This is a genomic window from Novosphingobium taihuense (assembly GCF_007830315.1).
Classification (GTDB): domain Bacteria; phylum Pseudomonadota; class Alphaproteobacteria; order Sphingomonadales; family Sphingomonadaceae; genus Novosphingobium; species Novosphingobium taihuense.
The window spans coordinates 149,770-174,367 of record NZ_VLKJ01000003.1 but is presented as its reverse complement, the minus strand read 5'-3'; the positions used below and the strand labels follow the sequence as shown (position 1 = coordinate 174,367).

The 24,598-nt window shown below is 64.1% G+C and carries 27 protein-coding genes; 15 read left to right on the top strand and 12 right to left on the bottom strand.

All coding sequences use genetic code 11. From position 1 onward, the window contains the following. The first annotated feature begins 27 nt into the window (after positions 1-27). The 5 genes from IQ25_RS08045 (at position 28) to IQ25_RS08025 (ending at position 4,935) form a co-directional block, all read left to right on the top strand. Entirely contained in the window at positions 28-1,125 is a 1,098-nt protein-coding gene (locus IQ25_RS08045) for a CDP-alcohol phosphatidyltransferase family protein (RefSeq protein ID WP_144904594.1), read from the top strand. Positions 1,126-1,306: 181 nt separating this feature from the next. After that, complete coding sequence (locus IQ25_RS08040; protein ID WP_144904592.1) at positions 1,307-2,026, top strand: phosphocholine cytidylyltransferase family protein; 720 nt, start codon at positions 1,307-1,309, stop codon at positions 2,024-2,026. Continuing rightward, a complete protein-coding gene (locus IQ25_RS08035; protein WP_144904590.1) occupies positions 2,023-2,706 on the top strand; it encodes an HAD family hydrolase in 684 nt (227 codons plus the stop codon). The genes IQ25_RS08040 and IQ25_RS08035 overlap by 4 nt, the downstream gene beginning before the upstream one ends. Before the next feature lie 276 nt (positions 2,707-2,982). Next, positions 2,983-4,083 carry an inositol-3-phosphate synthase gene (locus IQ25_RS08030; RefSeq protein WP_144904588.1) on the top strand — a complete coding sequence of 367 codons (1,101 nt, stop codon included), beginning with the start codon at positions 2,983-2,985 and terminating at the stop codon, positions 4,081-4,083. 93 nt (positions 4,084-4,176) lie between these two features. Continuing rightward, positions 4,177-4,935 (top strand): phosphocholine cytidylyltransferase family protein, encoded by a 759-nt coding sequence (locus IQ25_RS08025; protein WP_144904586.1) that lies wholly within the window; start codon positions 4,177-4,179, stop codon positions 4,933-4,935. 34 nt (positions 4,936-4,969) lie between these two features. Here the strand turns inward: IQ25_RS08025 and IQ25_RS08020 are convergent, their stop codons facing one another. Continuing rightward, entirely contained in the window at positions 4,970-5,464 is a 495-nt protein-coding gene (locus IQ25_RS08020; protein WP_144904584.1) for a DUF2141 domain-containing protein, read from the bottom strand. A gap of 342 nt (positions 5,465-5,806) precedes the next feature. Here IQ25_RS08020 and rpe point away from each other — a divergent pair, with 342 nt between their 5' ends. The 3 genes from rpe to purH are packed head-to-tail and all read left to right on the top strand — an operon-like array spanning position 5,807 to position 9,982. Then, positions 5,807-6,478, top strand: a complete 672-nt coding sequence (rpe, locus tag IQ25_RS08015; RefSeq protein ID WP_144904582.1) for a ribulose-phosphate 3-epimerase — start codon at positions 5,807-5,809, stop codon at positions 6,476-6,478. Between the two features lies 1 nt (position 6,479). Beyond that, on the top strand, positions 6,480-8,378 hold the full coding sequence (locus IQ25_RS08010) for a heparinase II/III family protein (protein WP_181447204.1): 1,899 nt from the start codon (positions 6,480-6,482) through the stop codon (positions 8,376-8,378). 14 nt (positions 8,379-8,392) lie between these two features. Further along, positions 8,393-9,982, top strand: coding sequence for a bifunctional phosphoribosylaminoimidazolecarboxamide formyltransferase/IMP cyclohydrolase (gene purH / locus IQ25_RS08005; protein WP_144904580.1), 1,590 nt, complete (start codon positions 8,393-8,395; stop codon positions 9,980-9,982). A 173-nt stretch (positions 9,983-10,155) separates the two neighbouring features. On the opposite strand, the gene IQ25_RS08000 is transcribed toward purH, so the two are convergent. The 10 genes from IQ25_RS08000 to IQ25_RS07955 form a co-directional block, all read right to left on the bottom strand. Beyond that, positions 10,156-10,773, bottom strand: a complete 618-nt coding sequence (locus IQ25_RS08000; protein ID WP_144904577.1) for a cell wall hydrolase — start codon at positions 10,771-10,773, stop codon at positions 10,156-10,158. Between the two features lie 211 nt (positions 10,774-10,984). Continuing rightward, positions 10,985-11,326: a DUF1491 family protein gene (locus IQ25_RS07995; protein WP_144904575.1), complete on the bottom strand. Its 342-nt coding sequence runs from the start codon at positions 11,324-11,326 to the stop codon at positions 10,985-10,987. Then, on the bottom strand, positions 11,326-11,808 hold the full coding sequence (locus IQ25_RS07990; RefSeq protein ID WP_144904573.1) for a PaaI family thioesterase: 483 nt from the start codon (positions 11,806-11,808) through the stop codon (positions 11,326-11,328). The genes IQ25_RS07995 and IQ25_RS07990 overlap by 1 nt, the downstream gene beginning before the upstream one ends. Then, on the bottom strand, positions 11,798-12,259 hold the full coding sequence (locus IQ25_RS07985; protein WP_144904571.1) for a PTS sugar transporter subunit IIA: 462 nt from the start codon (positions 12,257-12,259) through the stop codon (positions 11,798-11,800). The genes IQ25_RS07990 and IQ25_RS07985 overlap by 11 nt, the downstream gene beginning before the upstream one ends. Positions 12,260-12,435: 176 nt before the next feature. Next, the gene (gene hpf / locus IQ25_RS07980) at positions 12,436-13,020 is read right to left on the bottom strand and encodes a ribosome hibernation-promoting factor, HPF/YfiA family (RefSeq protein WP_144904569.1); all 585 of its coding nucleotides are present in this window, start codon (positions 13,018-13,020) and stop codon (positions 12,436-12,438) included. A gap of 58 nt (positions 13,021-13,078) precedes the next feature. Further along, positions 13,079-13,783 carry a DNA polymerase III subunit epsilon gene (gene dnaQ, locus IQ25_RS07975; protein WP_144904567.1) on the bottom strand — a complete coding sequence of 235 codons (705 nt, stop codon included), beginning with the start codon at positions 13,781-13,783 and terminating at the stop codon, positions 13,079-13,081. A gap of 48 nt (positions 13,784-13,831) precedes the next feature. Next, the gene (gene coaE / locus IQ25_RS07970) at positions 13,832-14,437 is read right to left on the bottom strand and encodes a dephospho-CoA kinase (protein ID WP_144904565.1); all 606 of its coding nucleotides are present in this window, start codon (positions 14,435-14,437) and stop codon (positions 13,832-13,834) included. After that, the gene (aroE, locus tag IQ25_RS07965) at positions 14,434-15,291 is read right to left on the bottom strand and encodes a shikimate dehydrogenase (protein WP_144904563.1); all 858 of its coding nucleotides are present in this window, start codon (positions 15,289-15,291) and stop codon (positions 14,434-14,436) included. The genes coaE and aroE overlap by 4 nt, the downstream gene beginning before the upstream one ends. Next, entirely contained in the window at positions 15,288-15,875 is a 588-nt protein-coding gene (locus tag IQ25_RS07960; RefSeq protein WP_144904561.1) for a nucleoside triphosphate pyrophosphatase, read from the bottom strand. The genes aroE and IQ25_RS07960 overlap by 4 nt, the downstream gene beginning before the upstream one ends. Next, positions 15,872-16,711, bottom strand: a complete 840-nt coding sequence (locus IQ25_RS07955) for a pyruvate, water dikinase regulatory protein (RefSeq protein WP_144904559.1) — start codon at positions 16,709-16,711, stop codon at positions 15,872-15,874. Before IQ25_RS07955 ends, IQ25_RS07960 begins: the two co-directional genes overlap by 4 nt. A 346-nt stretch (positions 16,712-17,057) precedes the next feature. On the opposite strand from IQ25_RS07955, the gene hemE reads away from it, so the two are divergent. Together hemE and IQ25_RS07945 are read left to right on the top strand one after the other, a co-directional pair. Continuing rightward, positions 17,058-18,098: a uroporphyrinogen decarboxylase gene (hemE, locus tag IQ25_RS07950; protein ID WP_144904557.1), complete on the top strand. Its 1,041-nt coding sequence runs from the start codon at positions 17,058-17,060 to the stop codon at positions 18,096-18,098. A 94-nt stretch (positions 18,099-18,192) separates the two neighbouring features. After that, positions 18,193-18,636 carry a CopD family protein gene (locus tag IQ25_RS07945; RefSeq protein ID WP_144904555.1) on the top strand — a complete coding sequence of 148 codons (444 nt, stop codon included), beginning with the start codon at positions 18,193-18,195 and terminating at the stop codon, positions 18,634-18,636. 40 nt (positions 18,637-18,676) lie between these two features. On the opposite strand, the gene IQ25_RS20995 is transcribed toward IQ25_RS07945, so the two are convergent. Beyond that, the gene (locus IQ25_RS20995; protein ID WP_158637709.1) at positions 18,677-18,835 is read right to left on the bottom strand and encodes a hypothetical protein; all 159 of its coding nucleotides are present in this window, start codon (positions 18,833-18,835) and stop codon (positions 18,677-18,679) included. Between the two features lie 213 nt (positions 18,836-19,048). On the opposite strand from IQ25_RS20995, the gene rho reads away from it, so the two are divergent. From rho to IQ25_RS07920, 5 genes are all read left to right on the top strand, one after another. Then, complete coding sequence (rho, locus tag IQ25_RS07940) at positions 19,049-20,305, top strand: transcription termination factor Rho (protein WP_144904554.1); 1,257 nt, start codon at positions 19,049-19,051, stop codon at positions 20,303-20,305. A 109-nt stretch (positions 20,306-20,414) separates the two neighbouring features. After that, positions 20,415-22,961, top strand: coding sequence for a helicase-related protein (locus tag IQ25_RS07935; protein ID WP_181447203.1), 2,547 nt, complete (start codon positions 20,415-20,417; stop codon positions 22,959-22,961). Positions 22,962-22,979: 18 nt separating this feature from the next. Next, the gene (locus IQ25_RS07930; RefSeq protein ID WP_144904550.1) at positions 22,980-23,270 is read left to right on the top strand and encodes an RNA-binding S4 domain-containing protein; all 291 of its coding nucleotides are present in this window, start codon (positions 22,980-22,982) and stop codon (positions 23,268-23,270) included. 14 nt (positions 23,271-23,284) lie between these two features. Continuing rightward, positions 23,285-23,623 carry a ferredoxin FdxA gene (gene fdxA, locus IQ25_RS07925; RefSeq protein ID WP_144904548.1) on the top strand — a complete coding sequence of 113 codons (339 nt, stop codon included), beginning with the start codon at positions 23,285-23,287 and terminating at the stop codon, positions 23,621-23,623. 357 nt (positions 23,624-23,980) lie between these two features. Then, a complete protein-coding gene (locus IQ25_RS07920; RefSeq protein WP_144904546.1) occupies positions 23,981-24,505 on the top strand; it encodes a CarD family transcriptional regulator in 525 nt (174 codons plus the stop codon). The last annotated feature ends 93 nt before the right edge of the window (positions 24,506-24,598 follow it).

Genomic DNA, 24,598 nt, shown 5'->3' with positions numbered 1-24,598 from the left:
GAAGTGCTCTCGGCAAGGCAGACACGCTTGAATACCTCGTTTTCTGTCGCGATTCCAGCAAGTTCCTATCTGCGCCGACGCATCGGCGGGATAAGCGGAATCGCGCGAGGGGTGATTCTGGCCGATCTGGTCGGCGCACAGACCATTACGATCGTCGCCGACGCACCGGTCGATGAGGACTGGCGCCGCAGCTTTTCGATGCGCGCGCGGCCCTTGCCGCAGGTCACCGTGGTCGTGCCCGGAACGCCTCTGCCGACCGGTACCGCGCACCTGCCCGCCGAAGCCCAGCCTACCAGGGCCGCGCTCGAAGCGTTGCGCGATGATCCCGCGCTGGTTCTCGCGCCGGGCGATCCGCGCCTTATCCGGGAGCCGAGCGACCACGCCACGGTCTTGGCGCTGCTACGCGCGACGCTCAAGCCAACCGAAGGCCCGGTCGGCCGCTGGATCAACCGGCCGATCTCGTTCCGCATGTCGGCCGTGGCGATGAAGCTGGGCCTCGGGCCCGATCCGATCACCTGGTTCACTTTGGCGCTGGCCATGGTCATGGCGGTGATCCTCGGCCAGGGCGGCGTCGAATGGCTGGCGCTTGGCGGCTTCCTGTTCCAGGCGGTTTCGGTCACCGATTGCGTCGATGGCGACATTGCCCGCGTTTCCTGGGCGATGAGCCGACGTGGCGCGCTGCTCGATACCGCCTGCGATATGGTGGCCAATCTCGGCTTCGTGATCGGGCTGATGACCGGCGTGATCCGCACCTATGGTATTGATTACGCGTGGATTGCGCTTGCCTGCGTGGTCCTGCTGGTCAGCGGCATAATCGCCATGAGCATCCTTGTACGCATGGGACCAAGGCGCGGCAGCTTCGACGTTCTGCGCGCAGCGCTGGAGCGCAAGCTTGACGGTCGGCCGGTATTGCAGACGGTCACGCTGACGCTGGAGCGGCTGTTCAAGCGCGATGTCTATGTGATGGTCGCCTGCGTGTTCTGCCTGCTTGGCCTTGCCTGGCTCCTGCCCGGGATGCTCCTGGGTGGCCTGTGCATCTGGCTCGGCGCAGTGGCCTGGTGTGCACCACTGATCGCCCGGGACAGCGAGGGATCGCTGCTCCCGCCACACATGCGACAGCTCTGAATCCACGTCTCCAACTCTACCGCAACTCTCGGGAGCGGACGGGCAACTCTCGGGGGCAAAGCGGCAACTCCCGCAGGCTTTGGGGGTGCATGGCGGGTGCAATTAGCCCCACCCCTTGCGCGACGGGCCACCTTCCCCCAAATTGCACGCGTCCGACCGCAACTGGGAACCGAGGGAATCGATGAAGGGTGTTATCCTGGCTGCGGGCCGCGGAAGCCGGCTCGGCGATGCGACCGAGTCCCTGCCCAAGCCGCTGATGACCGTTGCAGGCCGCACTTGCCTCGATTTCGCGATTGAAGCGCTCCTCGCCGTTGTCGAGGAGGTCATCGTCGTCACCGGATACCGCGCCCATCTTATCGAGGACCACATTGCCGCGCACTGGCCGGACGCGCCGGTACGCACCGTGCGCAACACCATGCTCGAGGCCGGGAACCTGACCTCTCTCGGCGCCGCGCGTCCGCTGATCGGCCATGCGCCGTTCGTGCTGACCAACGCCGACCACCTGTTTCCCGCCGACATGTACACCCGGCACTTCGCGCCCAGGGCAGACGCTGGCATTGCGATTGCCTGCGAGCGCGAGCGGCCGGTGCTGCCCGACGAGATGAAGGTGATCGAGAAGGACGGTGCGCTCGTCGCGATCTCCAAGACGCTGCCCAAGTACGACGGCGCCTATATAGGCACGACCCGGATCGGCGCGGACAGCCAGACAACCTACTGGGCCGCGTTCGACCATGTCCTTGCCAGCCGCGATCTTGCCAGCGCCTCGGTCGAGATGGTGCTCCACGAACTGGCGCAAGACCCGCAGAGCGCGCCGCAGGTCTGCTGGCTGTCCGGGCTCAAGTGGTTCGAGGTGGATACGCCCGAAGACCTTGCCATCGCCCGTGAAAGCCTGATTGCGTGAGCGTCGATAGCAAGGTCAAGGTGCTGGTGTTCGATCTCGACGGGACCCTGGTCCCGACGATGGACGACTATGCCGATCGCGCCGCGCAATTGATGGAGGAAGCGTTCGGCACGCCCTTCGATCAGGCGCGCAAATCCTATTTTGCCACATCGGGGCTGCCGTTCGAGCGGCAGTTGCGCCAACTCTACCCCGGCCAGGACACCGATCCGGTGGCCGAGCGCTTCGAGCAGTGGAAGGATGGCTACCTGACCGGCATCGCCATCGCGCCCGAAACCGCTGCGCTGCTGCAGGGCTGGCGCGATGCGGGCTTTCTCGTCGCGATCTCTTCGAACAATCTCGAATGCTATGTCGAGCGTCTGGCGCGTGACTGGCCGGTGGATTGCGCGCTCGGATATCGCGCCGCAAATGCCGGCGATCCCGGCTTTGCCAAGGGCGAGGCGCACTTCAGGAGGCTGGAAGAGCGTTTCGGCGTGAGCCGCACCGGATTTCTGTTCACCGGAGATTCACCGAACGACGCCCACATCGCGGCCGCCGCAGGAGTCCGGTTTCGGGCCCTCCTGACCGACGCGTTCTCGCAGGAGGATTTCGAGAGGGCTGTGCCGGGAACCCGGACCCTGGCCTCGCTGGAAGACCTTGGTGACCATATTGCCACGATCGGGGCATCGGTTGCCGTGATCTGAGCCCTCTTGTGGAAACGCACTATCGCAGGCCGCATTTTTCGGTTAAGGGCCGCGTCCCATCGGAACTTGCTGTAGCCTGCGCGCCCGTACTTTGGTGCAGTGCAGGTGGCGGGATTGCGAGTAGGGAGCGAGGATCAAGGTGGGTTTTATCGACCTGCCATTCCCCGCTTCGTCGTGACGGACTGAGGAATCGGCTTGCATTCGACGGCATTTCGGTATTTTGAGTCAGTTTGATTACAGCCGCCTCAGGGCGCCTGTCTGAAGGGATCGTTATTCATGAAGCCAATCAAGGTCGCCGTGATCGGCGTGGGCAACTGCGCTAGTTCGCTGGTGCAGGGTGTAGCCTACTATCGCAACAACAATTCGTCGCAGGGCCTCATCCACGACCGCATTGGCGGCTATGGCGCCGGTGACGTCGATTTCGTGCTCGGCGTCGACGTTGACGCGCGCAAGGTCGGCAAGGACATTGCCGAAGCCATCTTCGCCGCTCCGAACAACACCACCGTGTTCCAGCCCAACGTGCCGCAGACCGGCGCCAAGGTGATCATGGGTCGCGTGTCCGACGGCGTTGCCGCGCACATGACCTCGGTCGGTGAAAAGGGCTTCATCGTGGCCGACCAGCCCGAAGCCACCCAGGCCGACATCGTCAAGGCTCTGAAGGATTCGGGCGCTGAAGTACTCCTCAACTTCCTCCCCGTCGGGTCGCAGGAAGCCACCGAGTTCTACATGGAATGCGCACTTGAAGCCGGCGTTGCCGTCGTCAACTGCATGCCCGTGTTCATCGCTTCGACCCCGGAATGGGAAGCGAAGTTCCGCGAGAAGCGCATCCCGATCGTCGGCGACGACATCAAGGCGCAGGTCGGTGCAACCATCGTCCACCGCGTGCTCTCCAGCCTCTTCGCCGCCCGCGGCGTGAACGTCGAGCGCACCTACCAGCTCAACACCGGTGGCAACACCGACTTCATGAACATGCTCGACCGCCAGCGTCTGGGCAGCAAGAAGGAATCGAAGACCGAAGCAGTGCAGGCCATGCTCGCCACGCGTCTCGAGGACGAGAACATCCACGTCGGTCCTTCGGACTATGTTCCCTGGCAGAAGGACAACAAGCTGTGCTTCATCCGCATGGAAGGCCAGCAGTGGGGCAACGTTCCGATGAATCTGGAACTGCGTCTTTCGGTTGAAGACAGCCCGAACTCGGCCGCTTGCGTCATGGACGCGATTCGTTGCTGCAAGGTTGCGCTCGAGCGCGGTGAGGGCGGTGCCCTGATCGGTCCGTCGGCCTACTTCTGCAAGCACCCGCCGCAGCAGTTCAACGACGACGTCGCCGCTCAGATGGTTGACGAGTACGCGTCGGTCGAGAAGCTGGCCGCCGAATAAGCGACCGCTTTTCCGCAAAATCGAAAAGGCCGACCGGACTCTGCGTCTGGTCGGCCTTTTCATTTGTGCGCGAAACCTCTACCCGGATCGACCATGGATGCCCTGATCATCGCTGCCGGATACGGCAGCCGCCTTGCCGAGCTTTCGCCGTCGAAGCCGCTCACTCCCGTTGCGGGCGTGCCGCTGATCGAGATCGGCGTGCGCCAGGCGATGCTGGCTGGGGTGACCCGGGTGGTGGTGGTGACCGGCCATCATGCCGACATGCTCGAGGCTTTCCTCGCCGATCTTTCGCTGCGCGCCGGGATCGAGATCGTGCCGGTGCGGCTGAGCAACTGGTCCACGCCCAACGGCCATTCGGTCATGGCCGGCGCGACACGGTGCGACGGCAACTACCTGCTGATGATGGCCGATCACATGTTCGACGCCGACATCCTCGAACGGCTGATGCTGGAGGATGGCCCGGATCGCGGGGTGACGCTGGCGGTCGACCGCCGCGTCGACAATCCGCTGGTCGATCCCGATGACGCGACCTGGGTGCGGATGGACGACGAAGGCCGCATCACCGCCATCGGCAAGACCATCACACCTTATGATGCGGTCGACTGTGGCGCATTCCTCGCCACGCCCGAACTCGCGCTGGCAATCCGTGATGCCATCGCCGAGGGAAAGCCCGGGAGCCTGTCCGACGGCATGCAGCGCCTGGCCGACGCGGGACGTGCGGGGACAATGGATATCGAGGATGCGTGGTGGATGGACGTGGACGACCCACGTGCGCACGCGCTCGCCGAAGAGCTTGCGCCATGGCACCTCGCGCGGACCTTCGCCGATATCGGCGTACCTGCGGGCGAGTGACCAGAACGGGAGCGTTGCCGCTCCCGCACCGGCCTCAAGGGTACTTGAGATGAATTCGGGTCGATAGGCCCGATTTCGAGACATTCAGGCGTACCGAGCGGAACGAGGGGATGCTGGCGATCGTCGGCGGGTTGTTGGAAAAGCCGAAGCCTTCCTCGGGCAGGCCGAGGACGCCGCTGCGCTTCAGGTTCTTGCTCGCGTCCTCGTCATGGTACACCGCCAGCGCATAGACGCCGGGCTTGGGCACATAGAGGCACATGCGCGTCTCGGGCGCCGTGGCATCAACGCGGCCAACGTACATCGAGCCCTTCTTGACAAGGAACTTGCGTGGCTCGTCCGCATAGAGCGTGACCGCCATCAATCCGTTGCCGTTGCGCACGCCGTCGATCGTCACGTTGATGTAAGTATCGCTGACAGGCCCGGCGCAGTTGGGGCCATTGGCGCTTGCAGCCGTGCTACCGCCGACAATTGCAGCAAAAGCACTGGCAGTAATCACGGCCGCGGCGCGTAACCGTCTCGGCTTGGTCATGTTCAAAAGCCCCGATTTCGATGTGTCTTTCAGGTAATCCGCGCTTCCGGATAGCTCCTTGCTGCACCGTGGTGCAGCGCTGATTACCTGCCCCACCGGACCATTACCGGCAGATTTCTCATCCGTTAAGTACGATTCGTGCCGTGAATAACGGCTGAATTTCGTGCGCGCCAAGCGTTCAGGAAACCAACCCCATCCAATCCGGGACATTCCGTGTGGATAAGGACCCGCAAAACGCTTGTTCGCCCGATTCGCGAAAGGTAAGCGCAAGGCGTGGGGTGGCCGTAGCCTGAGCGCCTGTGCGTGCGCAATCTGCCTGCCACCCGTCGCAGGAAGAACCAGATGACTCCGCTGATTTCGCCGTCGATCCTTTCCGCCGACTTCGCCAGACTGGGCGAGGAAGTGCGCGCCATCGATGCTGCCGGGGCCGACTGGATCCATGTCGACGTGATGGACGGCCATTTCGTGCCCAATATCACGATCGGGCCGATGGTGGTGAAGGCACTGCGTCCGCACACGACCAAGCCGTTCGACGTGCACCTGATGATCTCGCCGGTCGATGCCTACTTGCAGGCCTTCGCCGATGCCGGGGCGGACATCATCACCGTCCATCCCGAAGCCGGGCCGCACATCCACCGCACGGTGCAGGCGATCAAGGGCCTCGGCAAGAAGGCGGGCGTTTCGCTCAATCCGGGAACGCCTGCCAAGATGCTGGATTACCTGATCGACGACGTCGACCTGGTCCTGATAATGAGCGTGAACCCCGGCTTTGGCGGGCAGAGCTTCATTTCGAGCCAGCTTCGCAAGATCGAGGCAGTGCGCAAGATGATCGACAAGTCGGGCCGGGACATTCACCTTGAAGTCGATGGCGGCGTGGATACGCGCACCATCCGCTCCTGCGTAGATGCGGGCGCAGACGTGCTGGTTGCCGGGACCGCATCATTCAAGGGCGGGCCTTCGCAATATGCCGCGAACATTGCGGCGCTGAAGGCGCTGGGCGAGGCGCAGGGCTGAGATGGCAACGCGCGGCTTCCCCGACCTCGGAAGCCGCCCGGCGGACAACTCGTCCGCTGCTGGCTCACGGGCCATCCCGCTTGATGCGACGAAGGAGGAACCGCTGGCCGAAACGCCCCCTGTCAGTGACGAGCCTGCGGTGCGCTACGTTGCACTCGACGAAGAGCGGCCCGACCCTTCGATCATCGAGCCGGGACGCGCGCTCGCGCTCGCCGATTTCGCGCCGCCATCGCTGGGTGCGGGCGACAGGCTGGTGCGCTTTGCCTATGGGCTGGGGCTTCCGGCAGGCGCGGTTCATCCGTTCCGCAAGCGGGGCAAGACCCGGCTGACCGCCACCGTCACGCCGCCCCTGCCGGGCGATCCTGCTGCCGGCAAGGCGCTGCGGGCGGGGCATTTCCTGATCCACGGCTTCAAGTCTCCCATCGCCGACACGGCATTCTCAGGCCCGCGCCTGCCGCCCGCATTCGAGCGCATGGTCCATGGCTTCCGCTGGTTGCGCGATCTGGAATCGGGTGGAACGCGGGCGCAGTGCGCTCAGGTGGCCGAACGCATCCTCGCCACCTGGCTTGCCGCCAATCCCAAACCGGACCCGACGCCTGCGTGGGACGTGGGCAACGTCGGGCACCGGTTGCTGGGCTGGATGGTCCATGCGCCGCTGTTGCTGTCGGGACAGGACCGCGCGTTCCGGTCCAGGGTGCTGCACACCATCGAGGATACCGCGCGCTGGCTCGACCGGCGGGTGGGCAAGGCGGACGACCGGCTTTCGGAAGTGGCGGGTTGGTGCGCGCTGGTGGCGGTGGGCCTGCTCATGGCCGATGGCAAGCCGCGTCGCCTCTATGGCGAGGCCGGGCTGGTGCGCGCGCTGGGCGAACTGGTGGGCGACGATGGCGGCGTGCTGTCGCGTAGCCCGCTCTGCCAGATCGAGGCGATCGAACTGCTGGTCTCGTTGCGCGCCTGCTACGAGGCGGTGCGGGCCGAGCCTTTGCCGCAGATCCAGACGATGCTGACCCTGCTGGTGCCGCCACTGCTGGCGCTGCTCCACGGCGATGGCGCGCTGGGCAACTGGCAGGGCGCGGGCGCGGTTTCTGCCGAGCGGATCGAACAGGTCGTGCGTGCCAGCGGCGTGCGCACGCGGCCTTTGCGCGATGCGCGGCAGTGGGGATACCAGCGCACGAGCGCGGGCAAGGCGGTGCTGCAGTTCGATGCCGGGCCGCCGCCAGTCGCCCGCCACACCCGCGATGGCTGCGCCTCCACGCTGGCCTTCGAATTCAGCCACGGACCTGAGCGGCTGATCGTCAATTGCGGCGGCGCGGCTTTTGCGGGCGGCCTGATTCCGCTGCGGCTCGAACAGGGCCTGCGCGCAACGGCGGCGCATTCGACGCTGACGATCGACGATTTCAATTCGACGGCGGTGCTGATCAACGGGCGTCTGGGATCGGGCGTTTCGGAAGTGGAAGTCGATCGGAGGACGCTTTCAGCCGAAGGCACCGGGCCGGGTGCAACGCGGATCGAGGCGAGCCACAACGGCTATGTCGGGCGCTACGGTCTGGTCCACCGCCGCATCCTGATCCTGCGCGACGATGGCACCGAACTGCGCGGCGAGGATCTGCTTGTGCCCGCCGGGCGCAAGGGCAAGCGCGGCATGATCGGGGTTGCCTTGCGCTTCCACCTCGGCCCGCACATCGAGCTTGCCGCCAGTGCCGATGGCAAGGGCGTCACGCTCTCGCTGCCTGATGGCAGCCTGTGGCAGTTCCGTTCTGGCCGCGATGCGGTCGGAATCGAGGAAAGCCTCTGGGCAGACGGGCTCGGAAGGCCTATCGGCACGCGGCAATTGGTCGTGACGGCCAAGGTTCCCCGCAGCGGAGAAAGCTTCTCCTGGCTGCTGAAGAAGATGCGATAGATAGGAATTCCCACGTGAGCGAGGTTACGATCAAGCGGGCGCTGCTTTCGGTGTCCGACAAGTCCGGTCTTGTGGATCTTGGCAAGGCGCTGGCGGCGCGCGGCGTCGAGCTGCTTTCGACTGGCGGCACCGCCAAGGCGCTGCGCGATGCAGGGCTGACGGTGAAGGACGTGTCGGAGCACACCGGCTTTCCCGAAATGATGGACGGCCGGGTGAAGACGCTGCACCCGACGATCCATGGCGGGCTGCTGGCGGTGCGCGACAATCCTGAACATGCCGCCGCCATGGCTGAGCACCAGATCGGCGCGATCGATCTGGTCGTGGTAAACCTCTACCCGTTCGAGGCGACCGTGGCCAAGGGTGCCGAGCGCGACGAGGTGATCGAGAATATCGACATCGGCGGACCCTCGATGGTGCGCTCTGCCGCCAAGAATCACGACTATGTGACGATCCTGACCGACGCTGCGGACTACGCCACATTCCTTGGCGAGCTGGAGCAGACCGGCGGCGCGACGACGCTGGCCTTCCGCCGCAAGATGGCAGCGAAGGCCTATGCGGCAACGGCGGCCTATGACTCGGCGATCTCGCAGTGGTTCGCGACGGTGGATCAGGGCGAGCATTTCCCGCCCGTTCTGGCGGCCGCGCACACGCGCGTGACGACGCTGCGCTATGGCGAGAACCCGCATCAGGATGCGGCGCTCTACGTGCCACGCAACCCTGCCGTCACCGGTCTGCCGCAGGCGACGCAGGTGCAGGGCAAGGAACTGTCCTACAACAACTACAATGACGCCAATGCGGCGCTGGAACTGGTGGCAGAGTTTGCCGGGGCCAAGCCTACGGTGGTCATCGTCAAGCACGCAAACCCTTGCGGCGTAGCGACGGCGGACACGCTGCTCGATGCGTGGAAGGATGCGCTGGAGTGCGATTCGGTCTCGGCTTTCGGCGGGATCGTGGCGACCAACGTGCCGCTCGACGGGCCGACCGCGAACGCAATCTGCGAGATCTTCACCGAAGTCGTCGTGGCGCCGGGCGCTGACGAGGCAGCAAGGCAGGCCTTCGAGCGCAAGAAGAACCTGCGCCTGCTGCTGATCGACAGCTTGCCCGACGCCAACCGCAAGGGTCTGGTGACCGTGCCGATCGCGGGCGGACTGCTGGTTCAGGATCGTGACGCGGGCAAGATCGAAAAGGCCGACCTCAAGGTCGTGACCAAGCGCGCGCCGACCGAGCAGGAGCTGGAAGACGCGCTGTTCGCGTGGACCGTGGCCAAGCACGTCAAGTCGAACGCCATCGTCTATGCCAAGCAGGGCGTGACGGCAGGCATTGGCGCTGGCCAGATGAACCGCCGCGACAGCTCGCGCATTGCCGCTGCCAAGGCCAGGGAAGCAGCCGAGACGCACAACTTCACCGAAGTGCGCACGGTGGGTTCGGCCGTGGCGTCCGACGCGTTCTTCCCGTTCGCCGACGGCCTTATGGCTGCGGTGGAAGCGGGCGCGACCTGCGTGATCCAGCCAGGCGGCTCGATCCGCGACGAAGACGTGATCAAGGCGGCCGACGAGGCGGGCCTTGCCATGGTCTTCACGGGCATGCGCCACTTCCGGCACTGATTCAGCAACGCCTCGTCATGGCGACGAGGCGAAGCCGAGGAAGCAATCCAGAGCCTGGATTGCTTCCCCTGCTCTGCCGGCTCGCAATCGGCGAAGGTCAGCACAGACAGCAAAAAGGGCCGGCCCCGCGGGGGGACCGGCCCTTTTTTCCTGCCGTCCAGGCTAGAGCAATATCAGCGGTAGAAGATGTGGCTGTCCACGCGGGCCATGCGCGTCTTGCCCCAGCGGGGTGAGACATGCGCGGCGTGGAAGAACATCGCGCCTTCGACCGGGCTCTTCCACAGGCCTTCATCGGCGATGCGGGCGATGCGGACGGCGGTCTGCCAGGCGCGGCTGTCGCGGTTGATCGCAGGCATGGCGTGGCCACGGATGAACGAGAACTGCGAGGGCTGGTATACCACGCCGCAGTAGGATGAGGGGAAGCGGCCCGAATTGGCGCGCGCGACGATCACGCGGCCCACGGCCAGCTGACCTGCAAGGGTTTCGCTCTTGGCTTCGAAGAACACGGCGCCGGCAAGGCACTCAAGCTCTTTCGAGAGCGTAGCGGGAATCTGGGTTTCCTCGACCAGCTCGACGAGCGAATCCGCATTGGCGGCATCAGCTTCGTTTGCGGCTTCCGGCGTTGCAGTGGCAACCGGCTGAACCACGGGCTGGGAGATGAAGGTCGCGGCGATCGCGGCCGGTGCATTTATGCTTTGAGCGGCGGCGTGGGATCCGCCCGTGCTGAGAAGCGTTGTGATGAATGTCGCAGCGATGCTCAGCGATGCTGCGTACTTGAACTTGTTGCTCATACTGTATCGTCAATGGGCGGTGAGCTTCCACCCATGGCGCGACAAGGGCCTCGATCTGCGGAAAATCCGCATCGCGGCCGTATGTCGAAGGGCCATGTTGGTTACCCCCCGTCTGCGTGCCAGTGCGATTGGCTTCAATGCCTCCCGTCACCGCCTGCGCAAAAATCGGTAGCGCGCCTTTATTGTGCGCTGCGGGAGAGTCAACCCATGTTCAGGTAAGAGACAGGTTGTCCCGGACGAAACGTTCGCGATCCGCGACAGTCAGTTCGACTATCCACAAGTCTCTGTCCTGCGCCTTGCGACGATCCAGATAGTCCTCAAATTCCTGTTTATTGTCAATTACTTGTGACTTGGACACGCGCCATTTGCGGGTTCCATCGACGTCCGGCATCCGTTCATAGAGCGTGCCAAGATCCTGATTATCAAGAAAAACTATCAGGATGGTCCCGGCATCGCGTTCGCCCTTCTGCAGGACCATGGCAAAGCCGCCCACGGCTTGCGCGGCGCGGACCAGACCATTGACTTCGAGATGAGCCGGAAGCCGAATGTCCACTAGCCGAGCGCTTCGCGCAGGCCGGCATTGTACCCGTCGAGGCTCGACAACGGGATGCGCGAACGCTGGAACGTGCCGGTACCGCGACCCACTTCCTCGCCTTCCTCGTCGATCAGGCGAGCCTCTGCAACGAGCACACGGCGGCGACCCGAAACCCAGCGCCCTTCGGCAGTGACTCGACCGCCATTGATCGGACGGCTGAAGAACAGGTTGAACGAGGTCGTCAGCAGGAAGCGGTCGGTGACGAGGGTATTGGCCGCGTAGAAGGCGGCATCGTCGAGCATCTTGAAGTAGATCGTGCCATGCGCCGCCCCGGCAGCGTGGAAGCAGGACGGAGTCACGTCGAAATGGATGCGGGAAAGGCCTTCGCCAACGATCTCGAGACGCGATTCGAACAGCGCGTTGACCGGGGCCGAAGCGTAGAGGCCTTCGAGCGCGCGCCAATGCAGGCTGGCGCTGTCACCCGCTGGTTCAGGCGGCATCGCGATCGATGACGTTGACCAGCAAGCCGTAGAGCGCTTCGGCGTCCGGCGCGGAGACGAGGCGTTCGTGCATTCGCTCGTCGCGCATCAATCGTGAAATCGCAGCCAGCGCCTGAAGGTGCGTAGCCCCTGCCTGCGAGGGCGAGAGCAGGCCGAACACGCAATCGACCGGCATGCCATCGGCGGCGGCAAATTCGACGGGATTTTCAAGCCGGAAGAAAGCCGCGACCGGGCGTTCCAGCCCGTCAATCCGGGCGTGGGGAATGGCAACACCGCGTCCGAAGCCGGTGCTTCCGAGCTTCTCGCGATCCTCGATCCCGTCGATCACCACGCCTTCGTCGAGCCCATAGACCGACGCGAAGCAGCGCGCGAGATCGGTGAGGATCTGCTGTTTGGAATCCGCGCAAACCACGCGAACGGCCTGAGGATCAAGGGTGAAGATTGCCGACATACGGATGAACGTATCACATGAGTGCAAAGGCACGGTGAATTGGGCCGCGCAATGCTCCCGAATGCAAGGGAAGGCAAGTGCAAAGCGTTTCGTAACGCAATGGGAGTTGCTCGCCATGCACCTTCATCATTGCGACCCCGCTGGCGCGGGGTTCGCAATGATGAAAGGCGAGCTGATTACTTGGGCTCCACCCAGCCGATCGAGCCATCGCCGCGGCGATAGACCATGTTGTGCAGGCCGGTGCCGGCGTTCTTGAACAGCAGCGCATTGGTATTGCGCAAGTCGAGCATCATCACCGCGTCGGAGACGCTGGCGGTAGGCACGTCGACCCGGGTTTCGGCGATGACCAGCGGCGCATCGGCGGGCTCTTCCTCGCTGACTTCGTCATGCGCGAAAACGGTATAGGCCGCTTCCTGCACGACAAAGTTGGCTTCGTCCGCCTTGCGGGCGTGATCGGCGCCTTCGTGGCGATCCTTGATGCGGCGGCGATAGCGGCGCAGCTGCTTCTCGATCTTCTCGGCCGACTGGTCGAGCGCGATGTGCGCATCCTGCGCGATGGCGCTGCCCTTGAGGATCAGGCCTTGGGTCACATGTGTCACGATGTCACATCGGAAGCCGCCGTGCGGAGCCTTGCCCATGGTCACGTGCGAGGAAAGCGCTCGGGAAAAGTGCTTGTCGACGATGGCGCCGAGGCGCTCTTCCGCATGGGTCTGCAAGGCAGCGCCGGTATCGACCTGGTGTCCCGAAACGCGAATATCCATAAGCTACTTCTCCTGTCACTCGGGCAAGCAAATCTGGAGCATCGGCGCCCTTGCGGCGTCAGCGCGACCAGATCGGCTCGCTGAAACCCGCCATGAACTGGGCATGGCGGGCCAGCTCCTCCTCGCTCGCGGCATGCGGGCGCGGGGAACGGGGTGGGCGGATCAGGCGCGAGGAGGCCAGAACGGTCTCCTGCGTCACGACGATCCCGGCACTCTGCCCGGCGACGTCTGCCGCCAGTTCGAGGCCGATCTGCCTGCCGCCCATCAACTCAACATAGAGCTGGGCGAGCAGTTCCGCATCCAGTAGCGCCCCGTGCTTGGTGCGGTGGCTGCGGTCTATGCCGTAGCGCGTGCACAAGGCATCGAGGCTGAGCTTGGCGCCGGGGTGCTTGCGTCGGGCGATCGCCACCGTATCGACCATGCGGTCCCGGCTGACGGGCGCAAGCCCGCACATTTCCAGCTCGTTGTTGATGAAGCCGAAGTCGAAGCCCGCGTTGTGGGCGACCAGCGGCGAATCGGCGATGAAATCCAGCAGCTCGCCCGCCCGTTCGGCGAACTTGGGCTTGTCGGATAGGAACGCGATGGACAGGCCGTGGACGGCCTCGGCCTCTGCCGGCATGTCGCGCTCAGGGTTGAAGTAGCAATGGTAAACCGCGCCCGTGGGCACCCGGTTGACCATTTCGATGCAGCCGATCTCGACCAGCCGATCGCCACTTCTGGGATCAAGTCCGGTCGTCTCGGTATCGAAAACGATCTCACGCATTGAAGAATATGTGGACCCGCAAAGGGGGGCTGGCAAGGGGCGCAACGGTTACCGACGCGGGTTTTTTTCCCGTATCGCCGCAACGAGAGCGGCAACCTGCGCTTCGGTCTCGGCCAGTGTCACGCCTGTGTCGATCACGTGGGTCGCGCGCGCACGCTTTTCGGCATCGGGCACCTGCAGCGAAAGGATGTGGGCGAACTTTTCCGCCGTCATGCCGGGGCGGGCAAGGACGCGTTCCCGTTGGACGCTGGCGGGCGCAGAGACGACCATGACCGCATCGAGATCCTTGCCGTGGCCCTTTTCGAAGAGCAGCGGAATGTCGAACACGACGAGCGGTTCGCCCATGTGCTCGATCATGAACGCCTCGCGCATCCGGGCGACGGCGGGGTGGACGATGGCCTCGAGGCGCTTCAAGGCTTCCGGATCGCCGAAGACTTGCGCGCCCAGTTCCTGGCGCTTGACGCCTTGGGGGCCGGTGGTGCCGGGGAAGGCGGCTTCGATGGCAGGCAGCAGTTCGCCGCCCGGGCCTTGCAGGTGGTGTACGGCGGCATCGGCATCGAACACCGGCACGCCCAGTTCGCGCAGCATGAGCGCGACGGCGGACTTCCCCATGCCGATCGAACCGGTGAGGCCGACAACGTAAGGCCGGCTCATGCGAGGATTCTCTCGCGCAGTTCGATGTCGGCCTGCCCACGCGGCGGGGTCGCGCCGAAGAACCGGCGGAAAGCGTGGTCTGCCTGACCGATCAGCATCGACAGCCCGTCGACGGTGCGGAATCCGGCCGCTTTTGCTGCTTTCAGGAAATCGGTTTCGAGTGGGCTGGTGACAATATCGTAGAACACAGAGCCGGGCGGGGCGTGAGTCATGTCGAAGGCGAGCGGGGGCTGGCCGGACATGCCGAGTGATGAGGCGTTGACGACAAGATCGTAGCAGCCCTCGCGATCGTCGAAGGTGAAATCCGTGGCATCGGCGAAGTGATCGAGCGGGGCGATGTGGTGCTCGCCCTGCGGATCGAGTTCGTCGAGCAGCGCGCGAGCCTTGTCGACATTGCGGCCTGCCAGAACGAGGACCACGTGCTCGTCCGCCAGCGCGGCGATGATGGCACGAGCAGCGCCCCCGGTGCCGAGGACGCGGGCCATGCGGAAGTAGTGCGTCTTCGCCAGATCATCGCGCAGGGGTTCAAGGAAGCCCGGAGCGTCTGTGTTGTAGCCAACCAGCGCTCCGTCCTCGGGCACGACGGTGTTCACCGCGCCGATGCGTGCGGCGAGCGGATCGAGCCGGTCGAGCAAGGGGATGACGGCCTGCTTGTGCGGCATGGTCACGTTGCAGCCGCGCCAGTCGGGATCGGCGCGACGCTCAGCAAGATAACTGGCCAGCCCTTCTGGCTTCACATGCGCACGATCGTAGCGGCCTTCGAGCCCTAGCTTTTCAAGCCAGAAGCCGTGGATCACCGGCGATTTCGATTGTGCGATCGGATCACCGATCACTTCGGCATAAGGAACAGTCAAGACGGCAGCTCTCCCTGGCCTCGCAAGGCATCGAGCAGCGCCAATAGCGGCATTCCCAGAACGGTGAAGTGGCTGCCGTCGATACGCTCAAACAGCTGCACACCCAGTGCCTCGATCCGGAACACGCCGACGCAGCCCGAAACCTCGGGCCACTCTCTGTCGAGATAGCTCTGGATAAACTCGGGAGAAAGCGTGCGGACCTGCAGTTTTGCGGTCTCGCAGGTTTTCCACACCACCTTGCCATCACGCATCAGCACGGCGGCGGAATGGAGGTGCATCTCCTTGCCGGAGAAGAACTCCAGATGCTCGGCGGCATTCTCGCGGCTTGTCGGCTTGTCGAACTGGCGGCCGCAGACTTCGACCATCGAATCCCCGCCAAGGACCAGTCGGCCGGGCAGGCCGAGCGAGACGGCGAGCGCCTTGGCCTCGGCCAGCACGGAGGCAATCTGACAGCCGGAAACGCCGATCAGTTCGCGCTTGATCGCGCCTTCGTCGACGTCGGACGAACGCGCCTCAAACGGCACGCCTGCGGCCTCCAGCATCATCTTTCGCGAAAAGCTCTGGCTGGCCAGAACAAGTGTCATATCGGTTTTGCTCCATCACCGCCCGCTCCAGCGGTTCTTTCGTTGTAAAGATTGATCACGGCGGCCGCGGTTTCCTCGATAGAGCGGCGCGAAACGTCGATCACCGGCCAGCCGTAGTCGGCAAACATGCGCCGCGCGTATTGCACTTCGCGGGTAACCTGATCGTTGTCGACGTAGGCCGTCTCGGGCGCCTGATTCAGCGAGAGCAGGCGGTTGCGGCGCACCGCGATCAGGCGTTCGGGGCTTGTCGTCAGCCCTACCACCAGCGGCCGGCGCAGCGAAAACAGCATCGGTGGCGGCGGGCTTTCGACCACGATCGGAATGTTCGCCACCTTGTAGCCACGGTTGGCGAGGTAGATCGAGGTCGGAGTCTTCGAGCTGCGCGAGACGCCCGCCAGGACGATGTCGGCCTCTTCCCAGTTCTCCCAGTTCACCCCGTCATCGTGGGCGATGGTGAACTGGATGGCGTCGACGCGGGCAAAATAGGCCTCGTCCATCATGTGCTGGCGGCCGGGACGGCCCTTGGCCTGCACGCCAAGCTGCTGCTGCAGCGCGTCGGTCACAGTATCGAGCGCCGCGACGCTGGGCAGGCCCAGCGCAACACAGCGCGTTTCGAGCCGTTCACGCGTCTCGGGATTGACCAGGGTATAAAGCACGAGGCCGGGATTGGCCGCAATTTCGCCCATGATACGATCGAGGTGCTGCATCGAGCGCACCATCGGCCAGAAATGGCGCACGACATCGGCACCATCGAACTGCGCCAGCGCCGCCTTGGCGATCATTTCCAGCGTCTCGCCGGTGGAATCCGACAGCAGGTGCAGGTGCAGGCGCTGCATTTGCGGGCTTTCTGGTGCGGGTGGACCCTCGTGGGCATGACCCTGTGGACAGTGGCCTGATAAACCACGGGAGAGGACCGGGGACAAGTTTGGACCTCGGATTCACACCCGGTGCGAGTCCACTTCAGGGCCAGTTGTGGACAAGTGGACAGGGTTTTCCCCAGCCTGTGGAGAGCGGTGAGAACTTCGCGTTGACGCCGGTCTGTCCAGAGTCGCGAACACCGAAAAGTGTGGAAGGGGACTCACAAATCGGGCAGACGAGTGCAATCCCCGGTTTCCACAGGGCCAACTAACACCATCAACCTGATTCTAAGAATCTAGTTTAAGTAGAATGGATCGACGCACGATGTCCGAAACTCCGGAAGCTGGCCCTCTCCTCCGGACCCTGCGTGGCGAGAACCTTGCACATCGGCCGATCTGGTTGATGCGCCAGGCGGGCCGCTATCTGCCCGAATATCGCGAGTTGCGCGCGGAAAAGGGCGGATTCCTCGCGCTGGTCTACGATACCGATGCCGCCGCCGAAGTGACCGTGCAGCCGATCCGCCGCTTCGGCTTTGACGGCGCGATCCTGTTTTCCGACATCCTGATCGTACCCTATGCGATGGGGCAGGACCTCAGGTTCCTCGTCGGTGAAGGCCCCGACCTTTCGCCCCGCCTGCTCGACGTGGCGCTGGACAGCCTTGTGGCGGTGCCTGAGCGCCTGACGCCGATCTACGAGACGGTGGCCAAGGTGAAGGCGCAGATCAGCCCTGAGACGACGCTGCTGGGCTTTGCAGGCTCTCCGTGGACGGTCGCCACCTACATGGTGGCAGGCGAAGGCAGCCGCGATCATCACGACACCCGCGCGCTGGCCTATCGCGATCCGGGCGCGTTCCAGGCGATCATCGATGCGATCAGCCAGGTCACCATCGAATATCTCTCAGGTCAGGTCGAAGCGGGCGCACAGGGCCTGCAGCTGTTCGATTCATGGGCGGGCAGCCTTTCGCCCGCGCAGTTCGAACGCTGGGTCATCGCCCCCAACGCAAAGATCGCAAGCGAAATGCAGCGCCGCTATCCGCACGTTCCGGTGATCGGCTTCCCCAAGGGCGCGGGCGAAAAGCTTGCCGCCTATGCCCGCGAAACCGGCGTCAACGCCGTGGGTGTGGACGAGACCATCGACCCCTTGTGGGCCGCGCGCGAACTGCCCGCAGGGATGCCGGTGCAGGGCAATCTCGATCCGCTGCTGCTGCTTTCGGGCGGGCCGGAACTGGAAACCCAGACGATCCGCGTGCTCGAAGCCTTCGCCGACCGCCCGCACGTGTTCAACCTCGGCCACGGCATCGGCCAGCACACCCCGATCGCAAACGTCGAGGCGCTGCTGAAGGTCGTGCGGGGCTGGTCGCGGTAATCCGTTACCGAGTCTTTTCGGACACTTGCAAACCACGGTTTCCGCGCCGAAATAACCCACAGCAGGGGCGCAGTGGCAGGCGGAAACGCACATCATGCAGCAGGTATTGGCGATGCTCTATCTCTGGCTCAAGGCGGGCCATGTCATCTTCGTGATCTTCTGGATGGCCGGCCTGTTCATGCTGCCGCGCTTCTTCGTCTATCACCAGGAAGCGCCCGAAGGATCGCCCGAAAACGCGATCTGGGTGGATCGTGAGGCCAAGCTGATGAAGATCATCATGTGGCCGGCGCTGGTGGTGGTGTGGGTGCTTGGCCTGCTGCTGGCGGTGGATATCGGCGCCTTTTCCCAAGGCTGGTTCCACCTCAAGCTGGCGTTCGTACTGGTGCTGACGGCCTACCATTTCTGGCTGGCGACTTATGCGCAACAACTCGCCCAAGGCGTTCGCAAGCTCTCGGGCAAGAAGCTGCGTATGCTCAACGAGATCCCCGGCATCGCTGCCGCGGTGATCGTGATCATGGTGATCGTGAAGCCGTTTTGATCCTTTGCCCCTCCCGCCAGCGGGAGGGGCCGGGGTGGGGCTAGCCGCGCAAGGTCCGCAAGCCTTCGCCCATTGCTGTGCGCACGAGCGTCATCGGCGAACGCGGCAGGTGCTTCCATTGCGAGCCCCAGGCGTTGGCCGGGGCATCGTGGGCTTGGGGTCGGGGGAATTCGCCTGCGCGGCGGGGTAGTCTGATCATGGTCGTTCCTCTCGCATGGGCCGGTTTTCCGGCTCGATGGTTCGAGGATACCACCCCCCTGTGCCCATCGACAATTGACTATCGCCCTGCCGAGGCATATCTGCGGACGAACCGGAATACAGATGCGCTGCCGCCGATGCAGCCGCCCTCTCGCTTTCTCCAAGCCCTTCAGAGGCTTCCGGCCATCAACACAACCCTTTGGAAATTCAAGAAATGCACCTGAAGGAACTCAAGAAGAAGACCCCCGCCGAGCTGGTCCAGATGGCCGAAGAGCTCGAGGTCGAAGGCGCGAGCACCATGCGTCGCCAAGACCTGATGTTCGCGATCCTCAAGGAAATGGCCGAAGACGGCGAGGAAATCCTTGGCATTGGCACGATCGAAGTCCTGCCCGATGGCTTCGGCTTCCTGCGTAGCCCTGAGGCCAACTACCTCGCTGGCCCTGACGACATTTACGTCTCGCCCAACCAGGTCCGCAAATGGGGCCTGCGCACCGGCGATACGGTGGAAGGTGAAGTCCGCGCGCCCAAGGATGGCGAGCGCTATTTCGCGATCACCCGCCTGATCAAGGTGAACTTCGATGAACCGGAGGCCGTGCGCCACCGCGTCAACTTCGACAACCTCACCCCGCTCTACCCGAACGAGCGCCTGCGCCTCGACACGCTTGACCCCACGGTCAAGGACAAGTCGGCCCGCGTGATCGATCTTGTCAGCCCGCAGGGCAAGGGCCAGCGCGCGCTGATCGTCGCTCCACCGCGCACCGGCAAGACCGTGCTGCTGCAGAACATGGCCAAGGCGATCACCGACAACCATCCGGAAGTCTTCCTGATCGTGCTTCTGGTCGACGAGCGTCCGGAAGAAGTCACCGACATGCAGCGCTCTGTGAAGGGAGAGGTCATCTCCTCGACCTTCGACGAGCCCGCCACGCGCCACGTGCAGGTTGCCGAAATGGTCATCGAAAAGGCCAAGCGCCTGGTCGAGCACAAGCGCGACGTGGTGATCCTGCTGGACTCGATCACCCGTCTCGGCCGTGCCTACAACACCGTGGTGCCAAGCTCGGGCAAGGTCCTGACCGGCGGTGTCGACGCCAACGCCCTGCAGCGCCCCAAGCGTTTCTTCGGTGCGGCGCGCAACATCGAGGAAGGCGGCTCGCTCTCGATTATCGCGACGGCCCTGATCGATACCGGCAGCCGCATGGACGAAGTGATCTTCGAAGAGTTCAAGGGCACCGGCAACTCGGAAATCGTGCTGGACCGCAAGGTGGCAGACAAGCGCATCTTCCCTGCGCTCGACGTGGGCAAGAGCGGCACCCGCAAGGAAGAGCTGCTCGTACCCAAGGACCAGCTCTCGAAGATGTGGGTCCTGCGCCGCATCCTCATGCAGATGGGCACGATCGACGCGATGGAATTCCTGCTCGACAAGATCAAGGATTCCAAGACCAACGAAGATTTCTTCGCGACGATGAACCAGTAAAAGACAAGGCCCGGAGCGATCCGGGCCTTTTTTGTTTGGTCTTTCGGGCAGGGGATAAAATTCCCCTCCTCGCTTGTTTCCAGCGATCATGCCCGCCACATTCCCCTCCATGGCCCAGCGCATTCCCGCCCAGCCCCGGAAGTCGGCGAATACCGGCGTGGTCAAGGCAGTGCTCGGGCCGACCAACACCGGCAAGACCCATCTCGCCATCGAGCGGCTCTGCGCTCATTCCTCGGGCGCGATCGGATTTCCGCTGCGGCTGCTGGCGCGCGAAGTCTATGACCGGGTCTGCGCGATCAAGGGCGCTGAGAACGTAGCCCTGATCACCGGCGAGGAGAAGATCGAGCCCAAGGGCGCGCGCTGGCACCTCTGCACGGTCGAGGCGATGCCTTCGCGCCCCGATCTCGCCTTCGTTGCGCTGGACGAGGCGCAGCTCTCCGCCGATCCTGAACGTGGCCACGTCTTTACTGACCGCTTGCTGCACACGCGCGGGCGCGAGGAGACGATGCTGCTCGGTTCCTCCACGTTGGAGCCGATGATCAAGGCCCTGGTGCCCGAGGCCGAAGTGGTCACCCGTCCGCGCTTTTCCACCCTCACGCATGTCGGCGCCAAGAAGCTCTCGCGCATTCCGCCGCGCAGCGCGATCGTCGCGTTCAGTGCCGAGCAGGTCTATGTCATGGCCGAGATGCTGCGGCGCTTTCGGGGCGGCGCGGCGGTCGTGATGGGTGCGCTCTCCCCGCAAACCCGCAATGCCCAGGTCGCGATGTATCAGGCCGGAGAGGTAGATTACCTCGTCGCCACCGATGCGGTCGGTATGGGGCTCAACCTTGACGTCCATCACGTTGCCTTCGCCGGGCTTTCCAAGTTTGACGGTCACCGCCAGCGCCGCCTGACCACGGCGGAAATGGCGCAGATCGCGGGCCGCGCCGGGCGGCACCAGCGCGACGGCACTTTCGGAACGCTTGCAGGTGCGGGCGGGACCAATCCGGAGTTCACGGACGAAGAAATCTACTCGATCGAAGAGCACCGCTTCCCGCCTTTGACGCGCCTGTTCTGGCGCGAGGCCGAGCCGAGGTTCGACAGCATCGCGACGCTGATCGAGGATCTCGAAAGCCTTCCGCCCCTCCCCCAACTGGCAACGCCGCCACAAGCCATCGATCTCGCGGTGTTGAAGCGACTGGCGGAAGATCCGGAAACGGCATCGAGCGTTCGTGGAGCGCGCTCGGTCCAGCGCTTCTGGGATGTCTGCCGCCTGCCTGATTTCCGCTCGCAGGGCGAGGAGACACACAGCCGCTTCGTCAGCCGGTTGTGGCAGGATTTGCGCAATGGCTATCTCGGCGCGGACTATGTGGCGCAGGCCATTGCCCAGCTCGACAACCCATCGGGCGATATCGATACGCTGCAGGCCCGCATCTCCGCGATCCGCTCCTGGGCCTATATTGCGCAGCGCCCGGACTGGGTACTCGCGAAGGACGAAATGTCCGCGCGGGCCCGTGCGGTCGAGGCGCGGCTGTCCGATGCCCTCCACGCGCGTCTTACCGAGCGCTTCGTCAACCGCCGCACCACCGTGCTGATGCGCAAGGCCGGAGCCGACGCAGGTCTCCTGCCGGTGCGCCTGTCCGATGAAGGCGCGCTTCTGGTAGACGACGAGCCCATTGGCCATATCGAGGGGTTCCGCTTCGTCGTCGATCCCCTCGCCCGCGCCGAGGATCGCAAGCTGCTGCTGGCCGCGGCCGAGCGCCACCTGCCCGGCCTGCTTTCGGCCCGCGCAAGGGCACTGGTTGCTGCTGCTGCCGAACCCGGCGCCTTGGAGTTCGAGGACACCACGCTCGTCTGGCAGGACACGGTGGTCGCGCGGCTCGAACGCGGGCGCACGATGCTCAGCCCTCGGCTAAAGCCCGATCAGGCGCTGGACCGGCTCGCGCCCGATGACAAGGCGGCGGTCGTGGCCGCGCTTGAGGGATGGCTCGGCGCACAGCACAAGCGCCACCTCGCCGCGCTGCTTGCGCTCGACGAGGCCAGTCGCGACCCGGCGTCTGGTCCGGAGCTGAGGGCACTCCTGCTCCATCTGGTCGAAGCGGGCGGAGCCCTTGCGCGTGAGGATTCGGGGCTCGACCGGCTCGACCAGGCGCAGCGGCATCGCCTGAAGAAGCTCGGCGTGCGGATCGGATCGCTCGACCTGTTCCTGCCCAATGCCTTGCGTCCCGGCGCCATGCAGGCCTGGCACCGCCTTGCCCGCATCTGGGGAAGGCCTGCTCCCCTGCCGCCCGAAACCATGCAGCCGGTGGTCCACACCAAGATCGCGCCTGCCGGTTACCGCCGCCTCGGCAACGAGGCCCTGCGCGTCGATCTTGCAGAAAAGCTGCTCCACCATGCCCACGCCACGCGGATGGGCACCAAGGCGCGGCGCGTGTTTCTCGATCCGGCGATTGCGCGGTCGATGAATCTTTCGACCGCCGCCTATGCCGCACTGCTGCGTGCCGGGGGCTTTCGCGTGCACATGGGCCGTGTCCTCCCCGAGAAAGCCTTCGGCCCGCCGCAGCCGCCGCTGTGGGATTGGCGACCGAACCGCAATGCCTCGCAAGTCGATGCACCGATGCCGCCCCGTCCCGCCAGCGGCGCCTTTGCCGCACTGGCCGAACTGGTGGCGCGATAGAACAGGGAGAAACGCTGCTTGCGGATCGACAAGTTCCTCTGGTTCACCCGTTTCACAGGCAGCCGGAGCCTGGCGCAAGGCTGGGTCGAGGATGGCCATATCCGCCTCAACGGTCGCCGGATCGAACGCTGCAGTGCCGATGTCAGGCTGGGTGACGTGCTGGTCCTGCCGATGCGCACGAGGGTCATGGTGGTCGAGGTTCTGGCCCTTCCTGACCGCCGCGGACCTGCCCCTGAGGCACAGGCGTGTTATCGGGTGCTTGACGGGCCGGGTGCAACGCCTCTAGCACGGCCTCAAACAGATACCTGAGGGATCAATTCGCCATGACCTATGTCGTCACCGACGCCTGTATCCGCTGCAAGTTCATGGACTGCGTCGAAGTCTGCCCCGTGGATTGCTTCTACGAAGGCGAGAACATGCTGGTGATCAACCCCAGCGAATGCATCGACTGCGGCGTGTGCGAACCGGAATGCCCGGCCGAGGCGATTCTGCCCGATACCGAATCCGGGCTCGAGCAGTGGCTCGAACTCAATGCCAAGTTCTCGGCTGAATGGCCGAACATCACCGCCAAGAAGGATGCTCCGGCCGATGCTGACGAGCACAAGGGCGAAGATGGCAAGTTCGACAAGTACTTCTCGGCAGAGCCCGGCGAAGGCGACTGATTCCAGCAGCTTGGGGGCGTTTGCCAGACGAACGCTCCCGCTGCTCTTGTTGCCTGACCCACAACTGAGAGCGTCCTGACACGCCCTGTTGCTTCCACATCGGAGGCAGCAAACGATTTCTGCTGCGCTGCGGTGCGTTCAGGGGTGGTAATTTTATTGCCGAAGTGTTATATGGGCCGCCAAGCGCCGGTGGGTTCATGCCTGTCCGGCGTCTTTTCACCACGAAAACGGCAGGACGAAAAAAGCAATCGGATCGCAAGCCTTGCATGACCGTCGATCCGGCGGGCTCATGCCCTTTTCCCCCAAAAGGCTTCGCACTGTCCATTGCCGGTCCTGCCCGCGTCGAAAGGATTACCAATGGCAGGTAAGGCTCTCGCCTTCGATGTTGGGGACTACGTCGTTTATCCGAAGCATGGTGTCGGCCGGGTGGTCGAACTTCAGGATGAAGAAATTGCTGGCATGAAGCTGCAGCTCTATGTGCTGCGCTTCGAAAAGGAACGCATGACGCTGCGCGTTCCGGTAAACAAGGTCGAAGCGATCGGCATGCGCAAGCTGTCTTCGGACAAGACACTGCGCGAAGCGCTCGATACCCTCAAGGGCAAGCCCAAGGTCAAGCGCACGATGTGGTCGCGCCGCGCCCAGGAATACGAAGCGAAAATCAACTCCGGTGACCTCGTGTCGATCGCAGAAGTGACGCGCGACCTGTTCCGTGCCGACGATCAGCCCGAGCAGTCCTATTCGGAACGTCAGATCTTCGAAGCCGCCTCCTCGCGCCTTGCGCGCGAACTCGCGGCGATGGAAAAGACGGACGAGCCTGCCGCGCTCAAGAAGATCCTCGAGATCCTCAACGAACACGCGCCCAAGTACTACGAAACGGCCTGATCCGTTTCCGCTGCACTGGCGTTCTCAAAAAGGCCTCCGGGAAACCGGGGGCCTTTTTCGTTGTAATGGAGCTATCGGCTCTGGCTTTTCACT

Coding starts and splice junctions, on each gene's coding strand:
- IQ25_RS08040 (WP_144904592.1), top strand. CDS start 1,307: ATGAAGGGTGTTATCCTGGCTGCGGGCCGCGGAAGCCGGCTCGGCGAT.
- IQ25_RS08030 (WP_144904588.1), top strand. CDS start 2,983: ATGAAGCCAATCAAGGTCGCCGTGATCGGCGTGGGCAACTGCGCTAGT.
- IQ25_RS08025 (WP_144904586.1), top strand. CDS start 4,177: ATGGATGCCCTGATCATCGCTGCCGGATACGGCAGCCGCCTTGCCGAG.
- IQ25_RS08020 (WP_144904584.1), bottom strand. CDS start 5,464: ATGACCAAGCCGAGACGGTTACGCGCCGCGGCCGTGATTACTGCCAGT.
- rpe (WP_144904582.1), top strand. CDS start 5,807: ATGACTCCGCTGATTTCGCCGTCGATCCTTTCCGCCGACTTCGCCAGA.
- IQ25_RS08010 (WP_181447204.1), top strand. CDS start 6,480: ATGGCAACGCGCGGCTTCCCCGACCTCGGAAGCCGCCCGGCGGACAAC.
- IQ25_RS08000 (WP_144904577.1), bottom strand. CDS start 10,773: ATGAGCAACAAGTTCAAGTACGCAGCATCGCTGAGCATCGCTGCGACA.
- IQ25_RS07990 (WP_144904573.1), bottom strand. CDS start 11,808: ATGCCGCCTGAACCAGCGGGTGACAGCGCCAGCCTGCATTGGCGCGCG.
- IQ25_RS07985 (WP_144904571.1), bottom strand. CDS start 12,259: ATGTCGGCAATCTTCACCCTTGATCCTCAGGCCGTTCGCGTGGTTTGC.
- hpf (WP_144904569.1), bottom strand. CDS start 13,020: ATGGATATTCGCGTTTCGGGACACCAGGTCGATACCGGCGCTGCCTTG.
- dnaQ (WP_144904567.1), bottom strand. CDS start 13,783: ATGCGTGAGATCGTTTTCGATACCGAGACGACCGGACTTGATCCCAGA.
- coaE (WP_144904565.1), bottom strand. CDS start 14,437: ATGAGCCGGCCTTACGTTGTCGGCCTCACCGGTTCGATCGGCATGGGG.
- IQ25_RS07960 (WP_144904561.1), bottom strand. CDS start 15,875: ATGACACTTGTTCTGGCCAGCCAGAGCTTTTCGCGAAAGATGATGCTG.
- IQ25_RS07955 (WP_144904559.1), bottom strand. CDS start 16,711: ATGCAGCGCCTGCACCTGCACCTGCTGTCGGATTCCACCGGCGAGACG.
- hemE (WP_144904557.1), top strand. CDS start 17,058: ATGTCCGAAACTCCGGAAGCTGGCCCTCTCCTCCGGACCCTGCGTGGC.
- IQ25_RS07945 (WP_144904555.1), top strand. CDS start 18,193: ATGCAGCAGGTATTGGCGATGCTCTATCTCTGGCTCAAGGCGGGCCAT.
- IQ25_RS20995 (WP_158637709.1), bottom strand. CDS start 18,835: ATGATCAGACTACCCCGCCGCGCAGGCGAATTCCCCCGACCCCAAGCC.
- rho (WP_144904554.1), top strand. CDS start 19,049: ATGCACCTGAAGGAACTCAAGAAGAAGACCCCCGCCGAGCTGGTCCAG.
- IQ25_RS07935 (WP_181447203.1), top strand. CDS start 20,415: ATGGCCCAGCGCATTCCCGCCCAGCCCCGGAAGTCGGCGAATACCGGC.
- fdxA (WP_144904548.1), top strand. CDS start 23,285: ATGACCTATGTCGTCACCGACGCCTGTATCCGCTGCAAGTTCATGGAC.
- IQ25_RS07920 (WP_144904546.1), top strand. CDS start 23,981: ATGGCAGGTAAGGCTCTCGCCTTCGATGTTGGGGACTACGTCGTTTAT.